The 22,216-nt window shown below is 60.8% G+C and carries 18 protein-coding genes and 1 pseudogene; 11 read left to right on the top strand and 8 right to left on the bottom strand.

Annotated features, from left to right (window positions below):
* Positions 1–58: 58 nt before the first annotated feature.
* Together J3P85_RS27320 and J3P85_RS27315 are read left to right on the top strand one after the other, a co-directional pair.
* Positions 59–1,927 carry a hypothetical protein gene (locus J3P85_RS27320; protein WP_434704155.1) on the top strand — a complete coding sequence of 623 codons (1,869 nt, stop codon included), beginning with the start codon at positions 59–61 and terminating at the stop codon, positions 1,925–1,927.
* Between the two features lie 27 nt (positions 1,928–1,954).
* Positions 1,955–3,199 (top strand): metallophosphoesterase, encoded by a 1,245-nt coding sequence (locus tag J3P85_RS27315; protein ID WP_434704154.1) that lies wholly within the window; start codon positions 1,955–1,957, stop codon positions 3,197–3,199.
* 107 nt (positions 3,200–3,306) lie between these two features.
* Here J3P85_RS27315 and gbcA read toward each other — a convergent pair whose 3' ends face one another.
* Positions 3,307–4,602, bottom strand: a complete 1,296-nt coding sequence (gene gbcA, locus J3P85_RS27310; RefSeq protein ID WP_434573874.1) for a glycine-betaine demethylase subunit GbcA — start codon at positions 4,600–4,602, stop codon at positions 3,307–3,309.
* Between the two features lie 283 nt (positions 4,603–4,885).
* Between gbcA and gbcB the strand changes: the two genes are divergently transcribed.
* On the top strand, positions 4,886–5,986 hold the full coding sequence (gene gbcB, locus J3P85_RS27305) for a glycine-betaine demethylase subunit GbcB (RefSeq protein ID WP_434704153.1): 1,101 nt from the start codon (positions 4,886–4,888) through the stop codon (positions 5,984–5,986).
* A gap of 240 nt (positions 5,987–6,226) precedes the next feature.
* Here the strand turns inward: gbcB and J3P85_RS27300 are convergent, their stop codons facing one another.
* On the bottom strand, positions 6,227–7,267 hold the full coding sequence (locus tag J3P85_RS27300) for a low specificity L-threonine aldolase (protein WP_250962164.1): 1,041 nt from the start codon (positions 7,265–7,267) through the stop codon (positions 6,227–6,229).
* A gap of 193 nt (positions 7,268–7,460) precedes the next feature.
* On the opposite strand from J3P85_RS27300, the gene J3P85_RS27295 reads away from it, so the two are divergent.
* From J3P85_RS27295 to fdhA, 8 genes are all read left to right on the top strand, one after another.
* Positions 7,461–8,165, top strand: a complete 705-nt coding sequence (locus tag J3P85_RS27295) for a TraX family protein (protein ID WP_434704152.1) — start codon at positions 7,461–7,463, stop codon at positions 8,163–8,165.
* Between the two features lie 309 nt (positions 8,166–8,474).
* Entirely contained in the window at positions 8,475–9,728 is a 1,254-nt protein-coding gene (gene glyA, locus J3P85_RS27290; RefSeq protein ID WP_207967332.1) for a serine hydroxymethyltransferase, read from the top strand.
* Positions 9,729–9,749: 21 nt separating this feature from the next.
* Positions 9,750–11,000 carry a sarcosine oxidase subunit beta gene (locus tag J3P85_RS27285; RefSeq protein WP_003177603.1) on the top strand — a complete coding sequence of 417 codons (1,251 nt, stop codon included), beginning with the start codon at positions 9,750–9,752 and terminating at the stop codon, positions 10,998–11,000.
* A 14-nt stretch (positions 11,001–11,014) separates the two neighbouring features.
* Entirely contained in the window at positions 11,015–11,344 is a 330-nt protein-coding gene (locus J3P85_RS27280; RefSeq protein WP_186707145.1) for a sarcosine oxidase subunit delta, read from the top strand.
* Positions 11,341–14,358, top strand: a complete 3,018-nt coding sequence (locus J3P85_RS27275) for a sarcosine oxidase subunit alpha (RefSeq protein WP_434573881.1) — start codon at positions 11,341–11,343, stop codon at positions 14,356–14,358. Before J3P85_RS27280 ends, J3P85_RS27275 begins: the two co-directional genes overlap by 4 nt.
* A 167-nt stretch (positions 14,359–14,525) precedes the next feature.
* Entirely contained in the window at positions 14,526–15,158 is a 633-nt protein-coding gene (locus J3P85_RS27270; protein WP_434704151.1) for a sarcosine oxidase subunit gamma, read from the top strand.
* 158 nt (positions 15,159–15,316) lie between these two features.
* Positions 15,317–16,174 carry a formyltetrahydrofolate deformylase gene (gene purU / locus J3P85_RS27265; protein WP_039590651.1) on the top strand — a complete coding sequence of 286 codons (858 nt, stop codon included), beginning with the start codon at positions 15,317–15,319 and terminating at the stop codon, positions 16,172–16,174.
* Positions 16,175–16,382: 208 nt separating this feature from the next.
* Positions 16,383–17,582: a formaldehyde dehydrogenase, glutathione-independent gene (fdhA, locus tag J3P85_RS27260; protein ID WP_434704150.1), complete on the top strand. Its 1,200-nt coding sequence runs from the start codon at positions 16,383–16,385 to the stop codon at positions 17,580–17,582.
* Positions 17,583–17,698: 116 nt separating this feature from the next.
* Here fdhA and J3P85_RS27255 read toward each other — a convergent pair whose 3' ends face one another.
* The 6 genes and pseudogenes from J3P85_RS27255 to J3P85_RS27230 all read right to left on the bottom strand — a co-directional run bounded on the left by J3P85_RS27255 (position 17,699) and on the right by J3P85_RS27230 (position 22,161).
* Entirely contained in the window at positions 17,699–18,700 is a 1,002-nt protein-coding gene (locus J3P85_RS27255; RefSeq protein WP_434704149.1) for an RHS repeat-associated core domain-containing protein, read from the bottom strand.
* Between the two features lie 127 nt (positions 18,701–18,827).
* On the bottom strand, positions 18,828–19,814 hold the full coding sequence (locus tag J3P85_RS27250; RefSeq protein WP_434704148.1) for an RHS repeat-associated core domain-containing protein: 987 nt from the start codon (positions 19,812–19,814) through the stop codon (positions 18,828–18,830).
* Between the two features lie 28 nt (positions 19,815–19,842).
* Positions 19,843–20,055: a cold-shock protein gene (locus tag J3P85_RS27245; protein ID WP_434704147.1), complete on the bottom strand. Its 213-nt coding sequence runs from the start codon at positions 20,053–20,055 to the stop codon at positions 19,843–19,845.
* A 189-nt stretch (positions 20,056–20,244) separates the two neighbouring features.
* Positions 20,245–20,518, bottom strand: a pseudogene (locus J3P85_RS27240) (hypothetical protein).
* Between the two features lie 538 nt (positions 20,519–21,056).
* Positions 21,057–21,632, bottom strand: a complete 576-nt coding sequence (locus J3P85_RS27235) for a hypothetical protein (RefSeq protein ID WP_434704146.1) — start codon at positions 21,630–21,632, stop codon at positions 21,057–21,059.
* A 106-nt stretch (positions 21,633–21,738) separates the two neighbouring features.
* Positions 21,739–22,161 (bottom strand): DUF3757 domain-containing protein, encoded by a 423-nt coding sequence (locus tag J3P85_RS27230; RefSeq protein WP_434704145.1) that lies wholly within the window; start codon positions 22,159–22,161, stop codon positions 21,739–21,741.
* Positions 22,162–22,216 lie beyond the last annotated feature (55 nt).

Below are 22,216 nucleotides of genomic sequence, written 5' to 3'. Positions count from 1 at the left end.
AGCAAGCTCCCTCGCCACATGGGTTTTGTGGTGAGTCAGGAATAAGGAAAAGGATGCCATGAACACTTACATCCGCTGGTTCCAACGCATCATCTGGGTCGGGATTGTCATGAACATGTTCTTCGCGATCCCGGCGCTGTTCGCGCCGTCGTTGCTGACGTCCATGATCGGCCTGCCCCCCGTATTGTCCGATCCCTGGCTGGAAAACGCCGGCATGTTGCTGGTGGGGATCAGCCTGTTCTACATGCCCTCGGGGTTCAACGCGCCGCATTTCGTCGTGCACTCATGGTTGTGCGTGCTGTCGCGGCTGGTGGCGGTGGTGTTCTGGATTTACCTGATCAACACCAACAACCAGGGCCAGCTGTTCGTGCCGATGCTGATGGGCGACCTGAGCATGTTCCTGATCCTGGGCGTGCTGCTGTACCTGGGCAGCCCAGTGGCCAATCGTCCGCTGGCCTTGCTCTGCGCCGGTTGGCGGGAGTGGCGCGCCGGCTGGGCGCTGCGCTGGCAGAGCCACGGGTTCAAGGTCGGCACGTTGGTGGTGGTGTTGCTGTTGGGGTTCATCGGCTACCAGACCTGGTACCAGATGATCCGGGAGGTGCCACAGCCGGACTTCGCCTCCGACGAAGACCATTACAAATACGCCGCCATCGGCCTGGGCATCGAGGCGCGGATTCCCTACTACCTGTTCGCCGTGCTGCCGCAGATGTGCCCGGAAAAACTGCCCAAGCCGGGTGGCTACGAGGTATTCGGTTTTCTCTATGAAAACGGCAACGACCTGCCCATCGGCATGGCCAAGCGGCAGCTCGGTTACCCCACCGTGGAGCCGAACTGCGCCCTGTGCCACACCGGCTCCTACCGGGCCAATGCCAGTGACGTCGCGGTGCCGGTCGCCGCCGCGCCGGCCAATACCCTGCAACTTCAAGCCTTCCAATGGTTCGCCTACGAATGCGCCAGCGACCCGAAATTCACCCCTGATGCGGTGATGGCGGCGATCAATGGCAAGTTCCAGCTGGGCTTCTTCGAGAAACTGTACAACCGCTACCTGATCATCCCGATGGCCAAGAGTGCGCTGCTCAAGCAGAAGCAGGCCTACGCCTGGCAGAAACTGCGTCCGGCCCAGGGACCTGGGCGGACCGACACCTTCAACCCGACCAAAATGGTGGTGTTCGGCTTCCCGGATGATTCCACCATCGGCACCGTGGACCTGCCGCAGGTGTGGAACCAGAAACCCCGCGAGTCCATGTACCTGCATTGGGACGGCAATAACAACAAAATCCATGAGCGCAACTACGCAGCGGCCATGGCCGTGGGCGCGACGCCGGAATCGGTGCTGCCACCGAGTTTCAACCGGGTGACCAACTGGCTGCTGGGCCACAAGGCGCCGGCCTGGCCATTCGCCCTGGACCAAGGGAAAGTCGCCCAGGGCAAACCGATCTGGGAGCGAAACTGCGCCAGCTGCCATGATTTCGGCCGCAGCGACACCGGCCAGGTCACCACCCACGTCGACCAGTTGGGCACCGACCCCCATCGCCTGAATTCCTTCACCACGGGCCTGGTGTCGGCGTTCCACGGCTTCAAGAAACCGCCGTTCGACTTTGGCGCCTACCGCAAGACCCAGAGCTACAGCAATACGCCCACCGATGGCATCTGGTTGCGGGCGCCGTACCTGCATAACGGTTCGGTGCCAACCCTGTGGGATCTGCTGCAAACGCCGGAGCAGCGTCCGCAGGTGTTCTACACCGGCTCCGACATTTACGACCCGGAGAAGGTCGGCTTCGTCACCAGCGGCGCGCAGATGAAGGCGTCGGCGGATTTCAAATACGACACCCGCCTGGAAGGCAATCACAACGGCGGCCATCTGTACGGCACGCAGTTGTCGGACGTCGACAAACGGGCCCTGATCGAATTCATGAAAACCCTGTAGCCCAGGGCAAAACGAAGGAGCGTTCACATGTCATTACTGCACCATTGGGAACATGAGTTCGACAAGGTCAAGGTCCGCCTGCACGGGTTGGTTACTCGGTTGGAGATGTCCTGGAAGAAGCTCGTCAATGACCTGGAGCCCGAGGAGTTCCAGGCCATCGTCAAGTTGCTGCAGCGAGGCCACGACCAGGCCCGTCACGTCATCGACCACGGGGATTTGCCGGACGACGAACCGGCCGTGCCCTGGGAACTGGCTCACGGCTTGTCGATCCTGAAGATCGGCAACGCCACGCCTTTGCCGCAGAAAGAAGAGGAATTGCCGACCCGCGTGCTCAAGGACGGCACGTTACTGGGCTGTCGCAAATGGGAACTGTTGGATCTGCTGTGGAGCGAGGCGCTGCTCAAGTGGATCGAAAACCTGCGCCACCACGCGCCGTTCGCCACTACTCCGGCGCTGGTGAAGATGGACAACGACGTTGTGCTCGCCATCGCCGGCGACTGGGGCACCGGGCCGTTCGACAGTCACGCCCCGGCGGTGGCGGTGGCCAACCAGATGCAATTGGCCCTGGCCGATTTCACCATCCACCTGGGCGACGTGTATTACGCCGGCACCCACTCCCAGGAAGACGTCGACATGGTCGGTTGGCCCCAGGGCAAGCACGGCTCGTTCACCCTCAACTCCAACCATGAGATGTACAGCGGCGCCCATGGTTATTTCAAGGAGCTGGCGGCGCGTTTTCCGGTGCAGCAGGGCACCAGTTATTTCGCCTTGTACAACGACGACTGGCTGGTGGTTGGCCTGGACAGTGCGTACGCCTCGGACGCGATGAACCTGTACATGGACGGCACCCTCAACACCCAGCAGATCGAGTGGATGAAGACCCTGCCCAAGCGCAAGAAGCTGATGGTGCTCAGTCATCACCAGGGCTTCGATATTTCCGGGCACAACAAGACTGCGCTTTACCAACCGGTGTGCGATGCCCTGGGGCGTGAGCCGGATTATTGGTATTGGGGGCATTTGCACAATGGTATTTGCTATGCGCCGCAAGGCGGGTTGCATGCGCGCTGTGCCGGGCACGGGGCGATCCCCTACGGTACTACCAGCGAGTTGAATGGGCATGCGCGGGTGTTGTGGTCGGAAACGGAATTGGCGGGGGACGAGGCGTATCCGGAGCGGGTGTTGAATGGGTATGTGAAGGTGCAGTTGAGGGGGGAGGAGATTGTCGAGACGTTTTATGGGGAGGATGGCAGTGTGCGGTGGTCTTCCCGGTAGTCGGTGAATGTCAGGCCGCTATCGCGAGCAAGCCCGCTCCCACACATGGCGTCTTCGGTGCGCTGAAGATCCCCTGTGGGAGCGAGCTTGCTCGCGATGCTTCTGACTTAGCCCTGGACTGGCACGCCCTTGAGGTACGGCGCCGGTTCAGCCCCCAGGTTGTTGAGCAGGCGCTCGCTGTACCAGTCCACGAAGTTCACCACGCCAAACTCATAGGTCTTGGAGTACGGGCCTGGCTGGTAGGCGGTGGAGTTGATGCCGCGCTGGTTTTCCTCGGCCAGGCGACGGTCCTGGTCGTTGGTGGCGTCCCAGACTTCGCGCATGCGCGCCACGTCGTAGTCCACGCCTTCGACTGCATCCTTGTGCACCAGCCACTTGGTGGTGACCATGGTTTCCTGGGCGCTGATCGGCCACACGGTGAACACGATGATGTGGTCGCCCATGCAGTGGTTCCACGAATGCGGCAGGTGCAGGATGCGCATCGAGCCCAGGTCCGGATTCTTGATGCGGCCCATCAGCTTGGCGCAGCCTTGCTTGCCGTCCATGGTCATCGACACGGTGCCCTTGAGCAGTGGCATGCGCACGATGCGGTTGCGCAGGCCGAAGCTGGCGTGTGCGTAAGGAATCTTCTCGGCGTCCCAGGCGGCGGCGGAAGCGGCCACGTGGTCCTTGAAGGCCTGGTCGGCCCGTGGGTCGGTGACGTCGTCCCATTCCAGCAGGGTCTTGAGCAGTTCAGGGTGCGAGGCGTTGCAGTGGTAGCACTCGCGGTTGTTCTCCAGCACCAGTTTCCAGTTGGCTTTTTCCATCAAGGTGGTTTGCACCGCCACCTTGGTGTTTTCCATGTCGTAGGGTTCCATGTAATGGTTCAGCGTCGACAGGAAGTCATCGATGGCCGGCGGGTTCTCAGCCAGGCTGATGAAGATGTAGCCGCCAGCGGTCTTCACGTTCACGGGCTTGAGGCCGTACTGCTTCATGTCGAAGTCGGCGCCCATCTCGGTGCCGGCGAACAGCAGGCGACCGTCCAGCTCGTAGGTCCACTGGTGGTAGTGGCAGACCAGTTTGGCGACTTTGCCTTTTTCGCTGGTGCACAGCCGCGAACCGCGGTGGCGGCAGACGTTATGGAAGGCGTGCACCACACCGTCGGCGCCGCGAATCACGATGATCGGGTTCTTGCCGACTTGCAGGGTCAGGTAGTTGCCCTTGGCCGGGATCTCGCAAGTCATGCCGGCGATCAACCATTCCTTCTGGAAAATTTCCTGCATGTCGATATCAAACAGGCGTTCATCACTGTAGAACGGTTGCGGCAGCGAAAAGGTACGCTCGCGCTCCTGCAGCATTTGCGCGGTGGCCTTGCGTGCGGGTTCCAGCGGATCGCCCAGGCTCAGGGTAGTGGTGACGTCCATCGTTTTATCCTCATGGCCATCTTTGTGGCCGGCGAAAAATGACTAATCGGTTGTGCTACGCAAGGCAGAAAACTTTGTTTATCTGTTGGGGCGAGTGTGGGGCCGCGCAGGGGCGCAACCTTATCCATGGGCGACATGGCCCAATCTGTTCCCGACGCGCTAGCCCCGGTCGTTGGGGGCTGGTCGCGATAAGTATGTGAATGTCGCAGATAGGTAAATGGTCACCCAGGCGCCTGCGCACAATCGCCCTCATGAAGGCCGACAGTCGGCCGTGGAGATCAGCATGTCCAATAACTTCCTGAACCCGGTCACTACCCAGACCTGGGCCAATGGCCGACATATCGTACGTTGCGTCAAAGTCATCCAGGAAACCTGGGATGTGCGCACCTTCTGCTTCATGGCCGACCAGCCGATCATGTTCTTTTTCAAGCCCGGGCAGTTCGTCACCCTGGAGCTGGAAATCGAAGGCCAGCCGATCATGCGCTCCTACACCATCTCCAGCTCGCCGTCGGTGCCCTACAGTTTCTCGGTAACGATCAAGCGCGTGCCGGGGGGCAAGGTCTCCAACTGGTTGCACGACACCCTGCACGAAGGCCAGGAACTGGCGGTGCACGGGCCGGTGGGGTTGTTCAACGCCATCGATTTCCCGAGCCCCAAAGTCCTTTACCTGAGCGGTGGCGTGGGGATCACGCCGTGCATGTCCATGGCCCGCTGGTTCTACGACACCAACGCCAATGTCGACATGACCTTCATCCACAGCGCCCGCTCGCCAAAGGACATCATCTACCACCGTGAGCTGGAACATATGGCGTCGCGGATCGACAACTTCAGCTTGCACCTGATCTGCGAAAAGCATGGCCTGGGCGAGCCGTGGGCCGGGTATCGCGGTTACCTGAACCACAAGATGCTGGAATTGATGGTGCCCGACTTCCTCGAGCGCGAGGTGTTCTGTTGCGGGCCGACCCCGTACATGACCGCGGTCAAGCGTCTGCTGGAAGCGGCCGGTTACGACATGAAGCGTTACCACGAGGAATCCTTCGGCGCCACGCCACCGGAAGCCCGTGCCGATGCCGTGGAACAGGCCGAACAGGCAGCCGACGCCCCGCAAGTCGATGCGGCGGACCTGCACATGGTGGAATTCACTTCTTCTGGCAAGAGCATTCGCGTGGGGCCGGGAGAAACCGTACACGCCGCCGCCGCCAAGCTCGGCATGATGATCCCCAAGGCCTGCGGCATGGGCATCTGCGGCACCTGCAAAGTGCTGAAGCTGGGCGGGGAAGTGGAGATGGAGCACAACGGCGGGATCACCGAGGACGACGAGGCCGAGGGTTATATCCTGTCGTGCTGCAGCGTGCCGAAGGGGGATGTGCGGATCGATTTCTGATTTGCTCGCTCGGGTAGATGTAAATCCCTCTGTGCCTGGAGGGATCTACTTGTACCTGGAGGGATTTATCTGTGGCGAGGGAGCTTGCTCCCGCTCGGCTGCGCAGCAGTCGTCATCTGGTAACACGAGCTACCTGATACACCGCATGGGGGCTGCTGCGCAGCCCAGCGGGAGCAAGCTCCCTCGCCACAAAAGCTAAAAAGCCCCAGAGCCCAAAAACCGAAGATATCGGTCGTTGCTTCAGGCGCTCATCACTTCCCGAATATCCGCCGCCAATTCCCGCACCCGCGCTTCCTCGGTATCCCACGAGCACATGAAGCGTGCGCCGCCCTTGCCGATGAAGGTGTAGAAGCGCCAGCCCTTGGCCGTCAGTGCGGCGATGGCCGGTTCCGAGAGTTGCAGGAACACGCCGTTGGCCTGGACCGGGAACATCAGTTCCACGCCGGGAATGTCGCTGACCAGTTCTGCCAGTAGTTGCGCGCAGCGGTTGGCGTGGCGGGCGTGCTTGAGCCAGGCGTCGTTTTGCAACAGGCCGACCCAAGGCGCGGAGAGGAAACGCATTTTCGAAGCCAACTGCCCGGCCTGTTTGCAGCGGTAGTCGAAGTCTTCGGCCAGGTCGTGGTTGAAAAACAGGATCGCTTCACCGACCGCCATGCCGTTTTTAGTCCCGCCGAAGCACAGCACGTCCACGCCGGCTTTCCAGGTCAAGTCGGCTGGAGTGCAGCCGAGGAAAGCGCAGGCATTGGAAAACCGTGCGCCGTCCATGTGCAGGTTCAGCCCCAGCTCCTTGCAGGTGACGCTGATGGCGCGGATTTCATCCGGCGTGTAGACACTGCCGACTTCCGTGGCCTGGGTCAGGGTCACGACTCGGGGCTTGGGGTAGTGGATATCCTGGCGCTTGAGGGCGATCTCGCGGATCGACTCGGGGGTCAGCTTGCCGTTTTCGGTGCGAGCTACCAGCAGCTTCGAGCCGTTGGAGAAAAACTCCGGCGCGCCACATTCATCGGTTTCGACGTGGGCGGTTTCCGAGCAGATCACGCTGTGGTAACTCTGGCACAGTGACGACAGTGCCAAGGAGTTGGCCGCGGTGCCGTTGAACGCAAAAAATACTTCGCAGTCGGTTTCGAACAAGGCCCGGAAATCATCCGCCGCGCGGTGGGTCCATTCGTCGTCGCCATAGGCGCGCTGGTGGCCCTGGTTGGCTTTTTCCATGAACGCCCAGGCTTCGGGGCAAATGCCGGAATAGTTGTCGCTTGCGAATTGTTGGCTCTTGTCGGTCATGGCCTTGCTCCTTGAATAGAGAGTCCTGGGTAAGAGATCCCTGGCGGAATTCCCGGGTGGGGGTTCCTTGGTTCGACGTGCTTGAGTCCGCAACGTCGTGGTCTATGTTGGTGCGCACTTTACCCAAGATTAGCGAGGGAACATAAGTGATGTTTCTGTCAGAAAATCACAACGTCCCAGGGCCGACGCACACATGAATCGGCGCGACGGTGCCTTGGACCTGCTCAAATGGCTGGCATTGTTGTCGATGGTGCTCGATCACCTGCGATATGTCGGTTTTTCCGCCGATTGGCTGTACGTGCCGGGACGCCTGGCGTTCCCGTGGTTCTGCCTGGCGATGGCGGCGAACCTGGCGCGCAGCGGCGTCGATAATGCGCGATGGCGTTACCCGGGTTGGCTGTTGCTGTTCAGTGCCGTCAGCGAAATTCCTTATCGCTTGTTCATTCCTGCCCCCGCCACCTTGAATGTCATGCCTACGTTGGTGCTTGGGTTATTGGTGGCACGCTGTTGGCGGACGCCCACCTTGGAAGCGCGCTGCCTGGCCGCGACGGCATTGCTGCTGGCGGCGCTGTTCTCGTCGCGGCTGATGTTCGGTTTCTTTGGTGTGCTGCTGCCGCTGGTGATGTTGCTGCTATTCAAGCGTTCCTTGTATCTGGCCTTGTTGCCGGGATTGGTCTGCGTGGCGGCCAACCAATGGAGGGTGTTGTATGGCGCGGCGTGGCTGGGGGATGGGGTGGCGTTGTGGGGGCTGGTGGCTTGCCTGATCGCGCCATGGCTGGGGCTGGTGCTTTTGCGACAGGCGGGTCGTTTTCATCCACTGCCAATGCGGCGCTGGGCCTATGCACTATATCCCGCGCATTTCCTGCTGTTGCTCGCGGTTCGCCAGATCGTCGCATAACCCATTGTGGCGAGGGAGCTTGCTCCCGCTGGGCTACGAAGTAGCCCCAAGACCAAACACCTGGGTTTATCAGGTAGATCTGCGTGGGCCTTTCTGGGAGGGCTTCGCCCTCCAGCGGGAGCAAGCTCCCTCGCCACGGGGGGAGTGTTCCATTCCATTTGAGCACATGTCGTAAACGCACCTTTGCGTGGCGTCCATAGGCATTTGACATGCCTGCGCCAGCCATACCATCGCATCCAAAGGGCACGACCGAAACGGTCCGTGCCTCACCGAGACGAAAGGCGCACCGCCGCCGCTGGGAGAGACGCGATGTTCAGCAAGCAAGACCAAATCCAAGGCTACGATGATGCACTGCTGGCGGCGATGAACGCCGAAGAGCAACGCCAGGAAGATCACATCGAACTGATCGCGTCCGAGAACTACACCAGCAAGCGCGTGATGGAGGCCCAGGGCAGCGGCCTGACCAACAAGTACGCCGAAGGCTATCCGGGCAAGCGCTACTACGGTGGTTGCGAACACGTCGACAAAGTCGAAGCCCTGGCCATCGAGCGCGCCAAGCAGCTGTTTGGCGCCGATTACGCCAACGTCCAGCCGCACTCCGGTTCGTCGGCCAACAGCGCCGTGTACCTGGCCCTGCTGCAAGCCGGCGATACCATCCTGGGCATGAGCCTGGCCCACGGCGGTCACTTGACCCACGGCGCCAAGGTGTCGTCCTCGGGCAAGCTTTATAACGCGGTGCAATACGGCATCGACACCACCACCGGCCTGATCGACTACGACGAAGTCGAGCGCCTGGCGGTCGAGTGCAAGCCGAAGATGATCGTTGCCGGCTTCTCCGCCTACTCCAAGACCCTGGATTTCCCACGCTTCCGCCAGATCGCCGATAAAGTCGGTGCCCTGTTGTTCGTCGACATGGCCCACGTCGCTGGCCTGGTTGCCGCCGGCCTGTATCCGAACCCACTGCCGTACGCCGACGTGGTCACCACCACCACCCACAAGACCCTGCGCGGTCCACGTGGCGGCCTGATCCTGGCCAAGGCCAACGAAGAAATCGAGAAAAAGCTCAACGCCGCCGTATTCCCCGGCGCCCAGGGCGGCCCGCTGATGCACGTGATCGCCGGCAAGGCGGTGTGCTTCAAGGAAGCGGCGGAGCCTGGCTTCAAGGCTTACCAGCAGCAAGTGATCGATAACGCCCAGGCCATGGCTGGCGTGTTCATCAAGCGCGGCTACGATGTAGTGTCCGGTGGTACCGACAACCACCTGTTCCTGGTCAGCCTGATCCGTCAGGGCCTGACCGGCAAGGACGCCGATGCCGCCCTGGGCCGCGCCCACATCACCGTCAACAAGAACGCCGTGCCGAACGACCCGCAATCGCCGTTCGTGACGTCGGGCCTGCGCATCGGCACCCCGGCGGTGACCACCCGTGGCTTCAAGGTTACCCAGTGCGTCACGCTGGCCGGCTGGATCTGCGACATCCTCGACAACCTCGGCGATGCCGATGTCGAGGCCAATGTCGCGCAGCAAGTGGCGGCCCTGTGCGCGGACTTCCCGGTTTATCGCTGAGTCGGTTTTGGAGTAATGACTATGCAACGCTATTCGGGCTTCGGCCTCTTCAAACACTCACTCAGCCATCATGAAAACTGGCAGCGGATGTGGCGCACGCCGACCCCGAAAAAGGTCTACGACGTGGTCATCGTCGGCGGCGGCGGGCATGGCCTGGCGACCGCCTACTACCTGGCCAAGGAACACGGCATCACCAACGTGGCCGTGGTCGAGAAGGGCTGGTTGGGTGGCGGTAACACCGCGCGCAACACCACCATCGTGCGCTCCAACTACCTGTGGGACGAATCGGCCCACCTGTACGAACACGCGATGAAACTCTGGGAAGGCCTGTCCCAGGACCTGAACTACAACGTGATGTTCTCCCAGCGTGGCGTCTACAACCTGTGCCACACCCTGCAGGACATCCGTGATTCCGAGCGTCGCGTCAGTGCCAACCGCCTCAACGGCGTGGACGGCGAGCTGCTCAACGCCAAGCAAGTGGCCGACGAGATCCCGTACCTGGATTGCTCGAAGAACACCCGCTACCCGGTGATGGGCGCCACCGTCCAGCGTCGCGGCGGCGTGGCCCGTCACGATGCCGTGGCCTGGGGCTTTGCCCGGGCGGCGGACGCGTTGGGCGTGGACCTGATCCAGCAGACCGAAGTGATCGGTTTCCGCAAGGAAAACGGCGTGTGCATCGGCGTGGAAACCAACAAGGGCTTCATTGGCGCCAAGCGCGTCGGCGTGGTCACTGCCGGTAACTCCGGGCACATGGCCAAGCTCGCCGGCTTCCGCCTGCCGATCGAATCCCACCCGCTGCAAGCGCTGGTGTCGGAGCCGATCAAGCCCATCATCGACAGCGTGATCATGTCCAACGCCGTGCACGGCTACATCAGCCAGTCCGACAAGGGCGACCTGGTGATCGGCGCCGGTATCGACGGCTACAACGGCTACGGCCAGCGTGGCTCGTATCCGGTGATCGAACACACGGTCCAGGCCATCGTCGAGATGTTCCCGGTGTTGTCCCGCGTGCGCATGAACCGTCAGTGGGGCGGCATCGTCGACACCACCCCGGACGCCTGCCCGATCATCTCCAAGACCCCGGTGCCGAACATGTTCTTCAACTGCGGTTGGGGCACCGGCGGCTTCAAGGCGACACCTGGCTCGGGCAACGTGTTTGCCGCGAGTCTGGCCAAGGGCGAAATGCACCCATTGGCCGCCCCTTTCTCCATCGACCGTTTCCACAACGGTGCGTTGATCGATGAACACGGCGCTGCTGCGGTTGCCCACTAACAGGAGAAATCCCCATGTTGCATATCTTCTGTCCTCACTGCGGCGAACTGCGCTCCGAAGAGGAATTCCATGCATCCGGCCAGGCGCATATCCCGCGTCCACTGGATCCGAACGCCTGTACCGACGAGGAGTGGGGCGACTACATGTTCTTCCGTGACAACCCACGCGGGTTGCACCATGAACTGTGGGACCACGTCGCCGGTTGCCGCCAGTACTTCAACGCGACCCGTGACACCGTGACCTACGAGATTCTCGAAACCTACAAGATCGGCCAAAAGCCGCAGTTCACCGACAAGGCTGACAGTCCGAAAGCGGCTGCACAGGCTCTGGGAGAGAAGGTATGAGCCAGATCAATCGCCTGTCCAACGGCGGACGGATCGACCGCAACAAAGTGCTGAGCTTCACCTTCAACGGCCAGACCTACAAAGGCTTCGAGGGCGATTCCCTGGCCGCCGCGCTGCTGGCCAACGGTGTCGACATCATCGGCCGCAGCTTCAAGTATTCCCGGCCGCGCGGCATTTACGCCGCCGGTGCCGAAGAGCCGAACGCGGTGCTGCAGATCGGTGCCACCGAAGCCACGCAAATCCCGAACGTGCGCGCCACGCAACAGGCGCTGTACCAGGGCCTGGTCGCCACCAGCACCAACGGCTGGCCGAACGTGAACAACGACATGATGGGGATTCTCGGCAAGGTCGGCGGCAAGCTGATGCCGCCGGGCTTCTACTACAAAACCTTCATGTACCCGCAATCGTTCTGGATGACCTACGAGAAGTACATCCGCAAGGCCGCGGGCCTGGGTCGCTCGCCGACCGAGAACGATCCGGACACCTACGACTACATGAACCGTCACTGCGACGTGCTGATCGTTGGTGCTGGCCCGTCTGGCCTGGCTGCCGCGTTGGCGGCTGGCCGCAGCGGTGCCCGCGTGATCCTGGCCGATGAGCAGGAAGAGTTCGGCGGCAGCCTGCTCGACTCCCGCGAGAGCCTGGACGGCAAGCCGGCGACCGAATGGGTCGCGGCTGCGGTGGCTGAACTGCGCTCGATGCCCGAAGTGGTGTTGCTGCCTCGCGCCACCGTGAACGGCTACCACGACCATAACTTCCTGACCATCCACGAGCGCCTCACCGACCACCTCGGCGACCGCGCACCGATCGGCCAGGTTCGCCAGCGCATCAACCGCGTTCGTGCCAAGCGCGTGGTGCTGGCGACCGGCGCCTGCGAGCGTCCGCTGGTCTACGGCAACAACGACGTGCCGGGCAACATGCTGGCTGGCGCGGTTTCTACTTACATCCGCCGCTACGGCGTGGCGCCGGGCAAGAAACTGGTGCTGAGCACCAACAACGACCACGCCTATCGCGTGGCCCTGGACTGGTTCGACGCCGGCCTGCAAGTGATCGCCGTGGCCGATGCCCGCAGCAACCCACGGGGTGCGCTGGTGGAAGAAGCCCGCGCCAAGGGCATCCGTATCCTCACCGGCAGCGCCGTGATCGAGGCCCGTGGCAGCAAGCGCGTCAGCGGGGCACGTGTGGCCGCGATCGACGTTCGTGCCCACAAAGTCACCAGCCCTGGCGAATGGCTGGACTGCGACCTGGTGGCCAGCTCCGGCGGCTACAGCCCGGTGGTCCACCTGGCGTCGCACCTGGGCGGCAAGCCGATCTGGCGCGAAGACATCCTCGGTTTCGTACCGGGCGAAGCGCCGCAAAAGCGTGTCTGCGTCGGCGGTGTGAACGGCGTCTACAGCCTCGGCGATAGCTTGGCCGACGGTTTTGAAGGCGGCGTGCGCGCGGCCAGCGAAGCCGGCTTCAAGGCGGTGGAGGGCGTGCTGCCCAAAGCCCTGAGCCGTCATGAAGAACCTACCCTGGCGCTGTTCCAGGTGCCTCATGAAAAATCCACTGCCCGGGCGCCGAAGCAATTCGTCGACCTGCAGAACGACGTCACGGCCGCCGCCATCGAACTCGCCACCCGCGAAGGCTTCGAGTCGGTGGAGCACGTCAAGCGCTACACCGCACTGGGCTTCGGCACCGACCAGGGCAAGCTGGGCAACGTCAACGGCCTGGCCATCGCGGCCCGTTCGCTGAACGTGAGCATCCCGCAGATGGGCACCACCATGTTCCGTCCGAACTACACGCCGGTGACCTTCGGCGCAGTGGCGGGCCGGCACTGTGGGCACATCTTCGAGCCGGTACGCTTCACCGCGCTGCATGCCTGGCATGTGAAAAACGGTGCCGAGTTCGAAGACGTCGGCCAGTGGAAGCGCCCTTGGTACTTCCCGAAGAACGGCGAAGACATGCATGCCGCGGTCAAGCGCGAATGCAAGGCCGTGCGTGACAGCGTCGGCCTGCTGGACGCCTCGACCCTGGGCAAGATCGACATCCAGGGCCCGGACGCCCGCGAGTTCCTCAACCGCGTCTACACCAACGCCTGGACCAAGCTCGACGTGGGCAAGGCCCGCTACGGCCTGATGTGCAAGGAAGACGGCATGGTCTTCGACGACGGCGTAACGGCCTGTCTGGCGGACAACCACTTCCTGATGACCACCACCACTGGCGGCGCCGCGCGCGTACTGCAATGGCTGGAGATCTATCACCAGACCGAATGGCCGGACCTGAAGGTGTACTTCACCTCGGTCACCGACCACTGGGCGACCATGACCCTGTCGGGCCCCAACAGCCGCAAGCTGCTGAGCCACGTCACCGACATCGACCTGGACAAGGACGCCTTCCCGTTCATGACCTGGAAGGAAGGCCTGGTGGGCGGCGTGCCGGCCCGGGTATTCCGGATCTCGTTCACCGGTGAACTGTCGTACGAAATCAACGTGCAGGCCGACTACGCCATGGGCGTGCTCGAACAAATCGTCGAGGCCGGGAAGCAGTACAACCTGACCCCGTACGGCACCGAGACCATGCACGTGCTGCGGGCCGAGAAGGGCTTCATCATCGTCGGCCAGGACACGGACAGCTCGATGACCCCGGACGACCTGAACATGGGCTGGTGCGTCGGCCGGACCAAACCGTTCTCGTGGATCGGCTGGCGCGGCATGAATCGCGAAGATTGCGTGCGTGAGGACCGCAAGCAACTGGTGGGCCTCAAGCCGATCGACCCGAATGTCTGGCTGCCGGAAGGCGCGCAACTGGTGTTCAACACCAAACAGGCGATCCCGATGACCATGGTTGGCCACGTGACCTCCAGCTATGCCCACAACTCCCTGGGTTATTCGTTTGCCATGGGCGTGGTCAAGGGCGGCCTCAAGCGGATGGGCGAGCGCGTGTTCGCGCCATTGGCCGACGGCAGCGTGATCGAGGCAGAGATCGTTTCTTCGGTGTTCTTCGATCCGAAGGGGGATCGGCAGAATATCTAGTGGCTTGAGGTCCTGTGGGAGACCGGCGATACCGCGTCGGCTTCATCGCGAGCAAGCTCGCTCCCACAGTTGATCGTGTAACCCTTGTGGGAGCGAGCTTGCTCGCGATGACGGCCTGACGGCCACCGCAAGGGTTTGACTCAACAGTATTCAGACAGGTGCTCCATATGACCGCAGTCAACGTGTACCAACAACGCCCAACCACCGGGGCCAAGGCCGAGTCGTCGCTGCACCATGCCGACCTCGCCAGCCTGGTGGGCAAGGGTCGCAAGAACGCCGGCGTGACCGTGCGCGAGAAAAAACTCCTGGGCCACCTGACCATTCGTGGCGATGGCCACGACTCGGCGTTCGCCGCCGGTGTCCATAAGGCCCTGGGCCTGGAATTGCCAGGTGCCCTGACCGTCGTCATCAAGGGCGAGACCAGCCTGCAATGGCTCGGCCCGGATGAATGGCTGCTGGTGGTGCCCACCGGCGAAGAGTTCGCCGCCGAGCAGAAACTGCGTGAAGCCTTGGGCGACTTGCACATCCAGATCGTCAACGTCAGCGGCGGCCAGCAGATCCTCGAACTGTCCGGCCCGAACGTGCGCGACGTGCTGATGAAATCCACCAGCTACGATGTTCACCCCAGCAATTTCCCGGTGGGCAAGGCCGTGGGCACGGTATTCGCCAAGTCGCAACTGGTGATCCGCCACACCGGCGAAGACACCTGGGAACTGGTGATCCGCCGCAGCTTCTCCGATTACTGGTGGCTGTGGTTGCAGGATGCCGCGGCGGAGTATGGGTTGAGCGTGCAGGCATAAGGACTAAAGCCGACCACGGCTTTTGTGGCGAGGGAGCTTGCTCCCGCTGGGCTGCGCAGCGGCCCTCGTTTGGCGGTTGCTGCGCAACCGAGCGGGAGCAAGCTCCCTCGCCACGGGGTTCTGCGTCGCTTCGTTAATTTTGAACAGGAGTCACCGCAATGAGCCGCGCCCCAGACACATGGATCTTGACTGCCGACTGCCCCAGCGTGCTCGGCACGGTGGACGCGGTGACCCGCTTTCTGTTCGAGCAGGGCTGCTACGTCACCGAGCACCATTCCTTCGACGACCGGCTCTCGGCGCGTTTCTTCATTCGCGTGGAGTTTCGCCAGCCCGACGGTTTTGACGAGCAGAACTTCCGCGCCGGCCTGGCCGAGCGCGCGCAAGCCTTTGGCATGGTCTTCGAACTGACGCCGCCCAACTACCGGCCCAAAGTGGTGATCATGGTCTCCAAGGCCGATCACTGCCTCAACGACTTGCTCTACCGCCAACGCATCGGCCAGTTGTCCATGGACGTGGTGGCCGTGGTCTCCAACCACCCGGACCTCAAGCCGCTGGCCGACTGGCACCAGATTCCCTACTACCATTTCCCCCTGGACCCGAACGACAAACCCGCCCAGGAGCGACAGGTGTGGCAGGTGATCGAAGACACCGGCGCCGAACTGGTGATCCTTGCCCGCTACATGCAAGTGCTGTCGCCGGAACTGTGCCGCAAGCTCGACGGCAAGGCGATCAATATCCATCACTCGCTGTTGCCAGGTTTCAAGGGCGCCAAGCCGTATCACCAGGCCTACAACAAAGGCGTGAAACTGGTGGGCGCCACGGCGCACTACATCAACAACGACCTGGACGAAGGCCCGATCATCGCCCAGGGCGTGGAAGTGGTGGACCACAGCCACTATCCCGAAGATTTGATCGCCAAGGGGCGGGACATCGAAGGGCTGACCTTGGCCCGGGCGGTGGGGTATCACATTGAGCGAAGGGTGTTCTTGAACGCGAATCGCACGGTTGTTCTTTAGGCCGACATCGCGAGCAAGCTCGCTCCCACAGGATCTGCGTCGGTCTGCAGATCCAGGACACACCAACAATCCACTGTGGGAGCGAGCTTGCTCGCGATGAGGCCCTTACAGACAACAAAGAAACAAAGACACAAGCACTAACCCGAGCAATCAACGCGCTGCCTGCCTGGGCAACGCAGTTCCACAAAAACAACAGCGAGGTGAAAGCATGTCTGGTAATCGTGGTGTCGTGTATCTCGGCAACGGCAAGGTCGAAGTACAGAAAATCGACTATCCAAAAATGCAGGACCCGCGCGGCAGGAAGATTGAGCACGGTGTCATCCTGCGCGTGGTCTCCACCAACATCTGCGGCTCCGACCAACACATGGTCCGCGGCCGTACCACTGCCCAGACCGGCCTGGTCCTGGGTCACGAAATCACTGGCGAAGTGATCGAAAAGGGCAGCGACGTCGAGAACCTGAAAATCGGTGACCTGGTATCGGTGCCGTTCAACGTGGCTTGCGGGCGCTGCCGTTCCTGCAAGGAAATGCACACCGGCGTCTGCCTGACCGTCAACCCGGCCCGTGCCGGCGGTGCCTACGGTTACGTGGACATGGGCGACTGGACCGGCGGCCAGGCCGAATACGTGCTGGTGCCGTACGCTGACTTCAACCTGCTGAAACTGCCGGACCGCGACAAGGCCATGGAGAAAATCCGTGACCTGACCTGCCTGTCCGACATCCTGCCCACCGGCTACCACGGCGCCGTCACCGCCGGCGTTGGTCCTGGCAGCACCGTCTACATCGCCGGTGCCGGCCCGGTTGGCCTGGCCGCCGCCGCTTCCGCTCGCCTGCTGGGCGCGGCCGTGGTCATCATCGGCGACGTCAACCCGGTTCGCCTGGCCCACGCCAAGGCCCAGGGTTTCGAAATTGCCGACCTGTCCACCGACACGCCGCTGCACGAACAGATCGCCGCGCTGCTGGGCGAGCCTGAAGTCGACTGCGCTGTCGATGCGGTAGGCTTCGAAGCCCGCGGCCACGGCCATGACGGCGTCAAGCACGAAGCCCCGGCCACCGTGCTCAACTCCTTGATGGGCGTGGTCCGCGTCGCCGGCAAAATCGGCATCCCCGGCCTCTACGTCACCGAAGACCCGGGCGCCGTCGATGCCGCCGCAAAAATGGGCAGCCTGAGCATTCGCTTCGGCTTGGGCTGGGCCAAATCCCACAGCTTCCACACCGGCCAGACCCCGGTGATGAAGTACAACCGCCAACTGATGCAGGCGATCATGTGGGACCGCATCAACATTGCTGAAATCGTCGGTGTGCAGGTGATCAGCCTGGATGATGCGCCGAAGGGTTATGGTGAGTTCGATGCGGGTGTGCCGAAGAAGTTTGTGATTGATCCGCATAAGTTGTTTAGTGCGGCGTAAGGTTGGAAGCAAGACGGGAGAAGGGCGACAGTGATGTCGTCCTTTTTTATTTATATGATGAGTGACGCTTTTCAATTGCTATTTTTCGATTGGCCTTGGTTGGTGAATCAGCGACTCTATGCCCTGATATTTTCTGAGCTCTGTAACATTTGCTCTTGATAGCTGGGTGGTCGGGAGTAAGGCGGGGGAGGAAGCAGCGGATTAAGCCTTTGTGCGTAATCTTCTAAATTTTCACGATAGTGACCCCGGCGAACCTGTATAACATCCAGCAATCTAGAGAACTCAACGACTTTATTATGAGCTACCCTCCCTGGCTTGAGCATTTGGGCTGCTTGTGTTTCTAGTTTAATGATGTTGAGGCTGTCTTTGTAAAGCGATCGTTCGAGTTCCGGGATGTGTGCATCTATAATCTCTTGAGTCATAGGCCGTTCCGCTGGTAAAAATGGCTTCATAGGATCTCTAATAAATTCCTGAGGCGCTTTCCTAGGCGAAATGCGCAGTTCGATGCCATGAACTATAAAAACATTTTTAGGTTTTCTGACCCCCATCCAATTCAATGTCGCTTTGACAGGGCTGGTAAAAATATTGAAATGTCCAGTTGGATCGCTCGTATTAATAGGGTCGCCTTGGCCATACGCGTAAGGATTTAACCCACCCCTTCCAAATGGGCTCATCGAATCTGGACTATTGAACCGCATCAGCGTTGGGTTAAAGGCCCGATACCCATTACCCAACAAATAATGCCCCGTCACCGGGTCCGGCTGTTCGCCGTTGAAACCGAGCAGACTGAGTAAACCGTTTTCCGCAGGGCGATGGCCGTAGGGTGTGTAGGCGAGGGGATGAGGCTGTGTGGTATCTAGCGCGTGCAGCACCGAGCGTTGCTGATCGGTGGCGAGTAAGGTGGTTTCGACGGCGCCATCCTGGCGCTGTTGTTGCGCCAGGAGTTGGTCGGCCTGCTGGAAAATCGAGCGTTGTACCGAGCCTTGGATTTCGCTGGTCAGGCGCTCTTTCAGGTAGAAGCGCTGGGTGCGGGCCTGGGCCGAGGGTGTGCAGTCGACTAGGCGATCCAGTGGGTCGTAGTGGTAACGGCAGAGCAAGGTTTTATCTGTGGAGGACATGGAGCTTTGCTCTGTGGGATATACAGATAGCACTATCATGTTCAGGGAGAAGGACGGTTGTCTAGCTAGCAGAAGTGTTAGGTTTGGTTGCTCTGCCTATTCCCAACAATCTGCCTGATCACATGCGCTAGGTATTGCTTTGATTTCTTATCGAGTTGGCTTTATTCCGGACTTCAGAAAGCTCATGGTCATTCATATCTATCTCGGACGAAGAGTGGGGTGGCGTATTGTCTTCTGATGGTTGAACGGGTAGTTTTTCTTTCTGCGAGAGCCCCAGAATATTTTTAAAGTTATCTTTTATTTTCTGCCACCGCGGGCCGCCTTCGTTGATTAGGGCGATGAAGCGAGTAGTGACTCCTCCCGCTGCAATTCCCGTGCTTATGGTCGAGACCCAGGGACCATACGGGTGGCCTGCAAGTTGCATGGCTGCCCCTACTACACTACCTCCGGCGCCGAACAGGCTGCCACGTGCGGCCCATAGCTTAAGGCCCTCCAATTTGGGTCCTAATAACACACTCGCAGAATTTGCGGTGTGCAGCACAATGGTGAAAGCGTGTCGTATCGTAGTCAGCATCGGCTGGACAACTTCGCCTGTTGGGTCGGTGTAGTTAACAGGATCTCCCAAGACATAGGCGTAAGCGTTTATTCCACCTTTATCGAAGGGGCTGCGCCTGTCCGGGCTATTAAACCGCATCAACACCGGATTGAACGCCCGATACCCATTGCCCAACAAATAATGCCCCGTCACCGGGTCCGGCCGTTCGCCATTGAAGCCGAGCAGACTGAGTAAACCGTTTTCCGCAGGGCGATGGCCGTAGGGTGTGTAGGCGAGGGGATGAGGCTGCGTGGCATCGAGCACATGCAATACCGAGCGTTGCAGGTCGGTGGCGAGCAAGGTGGTTTCGACGCTGCCATCCCGGCGCTGTTGTTGCGCCAGGAGCTGGTCGGCCTGCTGGAAAATCGAGCGCTGTACCGAGCCCTGGATTTCGCTGGTCAGGCGTTCTTTCAGGTAGAAGCGCTGGGTGCGGGCCTGGGCTGATGGTGTGCAATCGACCAGGCGATCCAGTGGGTCGTACTGGTAGCGGCAGAGCAGCGTTTTTCGGTTCGCCGACATGGGGTCGTTCCTTGGAATGGAAGGCGTTTTATTCCGGCGTCACTCTCGTGGCCTGCATGCCTTTGTCGCCCTTTTCGATTTCAAAAAAAACCGTCTGCTTCTGTTTCAATGTTTTATGGCCCTCGCCGGCGATGGCCGAGTAATGAACGAACAAATCCTCGCCTCCATTGCCGCAGGTGATGAAGCCATAGCCCTTTGCATCGTTAAACCACTTCACGGTTCCTTTGACTTGGTCGCTCATTTTTATTCTTCCTGCTTGCCCGAATGAAGAAAGGCACAGGGGCTGTGGATTGCCCAGAGCCTTGTTTATCGCTGTCACGGTTGAGCTTAGAGCCCGTGTAAGTGGCTGCCTACTGTCAACGTTGACAGTAGGCAATACCGAGAGGAAATAACGGCTTGCGCATTGATAATCGAATAACTGCCGTAGCGGTCAGGCCATGGCTTGTGCCTGCAAGCGGCGGCCGATCACGTCCAGCACGTCGCAGCCGTCGCGCAACGGAATAGCCAAAAGCAGGGCGAAGTCGTGGAGGACGACGGCATCGGAGCTGAGTTCTTCGCGAAAGGCGATGTTTTCCAACAGTTGGGTGACGGCGCGGATGCGATAGGCGGCGGTTTCGTGGAGGACGTCGAGGGGGGGCTTGGGTGTCGATGAGCAAGGCGGCAGGGGAGCAGTCGACGCCGGTGAGGGGCATGTATCGGTTCATTGGGTGGAGCCTCATTTAGTTAAATTGGGACTTCTGACCGCAGTGTTCCGAGTCGCCAAACCCGAGTCGCCATGTGGACGACGGGACAAACTATAGGCATCGCGGATTGGCTTGGGCAAGGCTCGCTGTTGCGGGTGATTTCCCAAGTAGTTGTAAGATTTTTGGTCGGCGGTGTTCGAGCGCTGTTGTGGCCAGAGATTGCTCCCGCTCGAGTGCGAAGCGCTCGCCGTTGGTGTCCCATAAGCGGGCCTGCTTCGCAGCCCAGCGGGAGCAAGCTCCCTCGCCACGGGAGGTGGTGGCTGGTTTATCTGTGAACATCATCAGCGCCGGCGAGTAGGCGGGGCCTGGCTGAACACATTCCCCTGTGGGAGCGAGCTTGCTCGCGATAGGGCCAGGTCAGGCAACATTGATGGTGGCTGGTGTACCGCTATCGCGAGCAGGCTCGCTCCCACAGGTTTTTTCAGTGTTTGGTCCATGGGTGTCAGGGCATGCACCTGCGCCGGCTCTTGTGGCGAGGGAGCAAGCTCCCTCGCCACGGTTACTCTTGGGCCGTTGCGGTCTCGACCCGTTCGCAAAATTCAGGGTAGAACCCTTTGGCGCTGGGACCTTGGCAATAGGCTTGCGCCTGGGCCAGGGCATCGGCGCTGAAACTCAGGCTGCGGGGCATGCCGGCAAAGGTTTCGTAGCCGCCTTGTTGAGTCTTGATGGCGTCGAACCCCGGCATGTCGTAGACCAGTTCCACGTCATCCTCTGTAAGGATCCCCGCCTTGACCGTCACTTGCGTGTACTGCTTGCCTCCTGGCGCGCCGTTGAGCGCCGCCAGGCCGTGGCCGACGACCCGCAGCATATGCGGGACCCAAGGCTCGCAGTCATCCGCGCAAGCGCCAGGACGGTAGCGCACGGTCAGCGTTTGCTGGGCGCGGGTCACGTCGGTCAAAGTCGGGTCGGAGCGCTTGATGCGGTGTTCGATGGTCAGCCAGGTTTTTTGTTCGTCGCTGATGCCCTCGGCAACGTCCGGATTCAGCGGACCGCGCTGGCATTCGTTGACGCCCAAGACGATGAGCATGCCGGTCAGAATGACCGCGAGGGTGGCGCCGCCGATTTGTACGTTCATGGACACACTCTGCTGGAGGAAGTCGCACTGTACGGTAAAGGGTGCAGGCGATGGCAAAGCGCTTAGAGGGGTTGTGCTGGAACAGTGACGCGGTTGCCATTATCGATCAATAAATCAAGTTGAAGTAGTCACTGTCCATCAACCTGCACATTCGCGTATCCGCGCTTTCGCAGCGATTGCTCACCCACTTTGAAAAGGCCGGCTCCAGGATCTGTTGATAGTCCAGCTTCAGGTTGATCGCCCCGTACCTGCAGGTGATGGTCGCACGGAAGGGTGTCTGCTCGTCCCCATCATCCTTATGAATCACATACTCGGCCCCTTCGAATTGCAACGATACCGGGTCGACCACGTCCACCAGGCTTTCGCTCGCCCATTCGTGCTCGTCCTGTACATCGACGAAAAAAACGTCTTCCACCGATTCGATGTTTCTACGGATGTCAGTGACGGCAGGGCAAGTTATTTCACCGGCCTGGACGTGGCCGATGATCAGCAAAAGCAGCACCGCACCTCCCGCCAGTATTTTTTTCATGTGCCAGGCTCCAGGGCTCAGTTCAACGATTCACGGCTTTGGTCGGGCGGGCTAC

It is taken from the genome of Pseudomonas sp. Z1-12, assembly GCF_051132015.1.
In the GTDB taxonomy this organism is placed as follows: Bacteria; Pseudomonadota; Gammaproteobacteria; order Pseudomonadales; family Pseudomonadaceae; genus Aquipseudomonas; species Aquipseudomonas zanjanensis.
Note: the sequence above shows the minus strand (reverse complement) of the source record. Positions and strands in the feature narration are given on the sequence as shown.

Bases quoted from the DNA above. Each gene is read 5' to 3' on its own strand.
- J3P85_RS27320 (WP_434704155.1), top strand. From the start codon at position 59: ATGAACACTTACATCCGCTGGTTCCAACGCATCATCTGGGTCGGGATT.
- J3P85_RS27315 (WP_434704154.1), top strand. From the start codon at position 1,955: ATGTCATTACTGCACCATTGGGAACATGAGTTCGACAAGGTCAAGGTC.
- gbcA (WP_434573874.1), bottom strand. From the start codon at position 4,602: ATGGACGTCACCACTACCCTGAGCCTGGGCGATCCGCTGGAACCCGCA.
- gbcB (WP_434704153.1), top strand. From the start codon at position 4,886: ATGTCCAATAACTTCCTGAACCCGGTCACTACCCAGACCTGGGCCAAT.
- J3P85_RS27300 (WP_250962164.1), bottom strand. From the start codon at position 7,267: ATGACCGACAAGAGCCAACAATTCGCAAGCGACAACTATTCCGGCATT.
- J3P85_RS27295 (WP_434704152.1), top strand. From the start codon at position 7,461: ATGAATCGGCGCGACGGTGCCTTGGACCTGCTCAAATGGCTGGCATTG.
- glyA (WP_207967332.1), top strand. From the start codon at position 8,475: ATGTTCAGCAAGCAAGACCAAATCCAAGGCTACGATGATGCACTGCTG.
- J3P85_RS27285 (WP_003177603.1), top strand. From the start codon at position 9,750: ATGCAACGCTATTCGGGCTTCGGCCTCTTCAAACACTCACTCAGCCAT.
- J3P85_RS27280 (WP_186707145.1), top strand. From the start codon at position 11,015: ATGTTGCATATCTTCTGTCCTCACTGCGGCGAACTGCGCTCCGAAGAG.
- J3P85_RS27275 (WP_434573881.1), top strand. From the start codon at position 11,341: ATGAGCCAGATCAATCGCCTGTCCAACGGCGGACGGATCGACCGCAAC.
- J3P85_RS27270 (WP_434704151.1), top strand. From the start codon at position 14,526: ATGACCGCAGTCAACGTGTACCAACAACGCCCAACCACCGGGGCCAAG.
- purU (WP_039590651.1), top strand. From the start codon at position 15,317: ATGAGCCGCGCCCCAGACACATGGATCTTGACTGCCGACTGCCCCAGC.
- fdhA (WP_434704150.1), top strand. From the start codon at position 16,383: ATGTCTGGTAATCGTGGTGTCGTGTATCTCGGCAACGGCAAGGTCGAA.
- J3P85_RS27255 (WP_434704149.1), bottom strand. From the start codon at position 18,700: ATGTCCTCCACAGATAAAACCTTGCTCTGCCGTTACCACTACGACCCA.
- J3P85_RS27250 (WP_434704148.1), bottom strand. From the start codon at position 19,814: ATGTCGGCGAACCGAAAAACGCTGCTCTGCCGCTACCAGTACGACCCA.
- J3P85_RS27245 (WP_434704147.1), bottom strand. From the start codon at position 20,055: ATGAGCGACCAAGTCAAAGGAACCGTGAAGTGGTTTAACGATGCAAAG.
- J3P85_RS27235 (WP_434704146.1), bottom strand. From the start codon at position 21,632: ATGAACGTACAAATCGGCGGCGCCACCCTCGCGGTCATTCTGACCGGC.
- J3P85_RS27230 (WP_434704145.1), bottom strand. From the start codon at position 22,161: ATGAAAAAAATACTGGCGGGAGGTGCGGTGCTGCTTTTGCTGATCATC.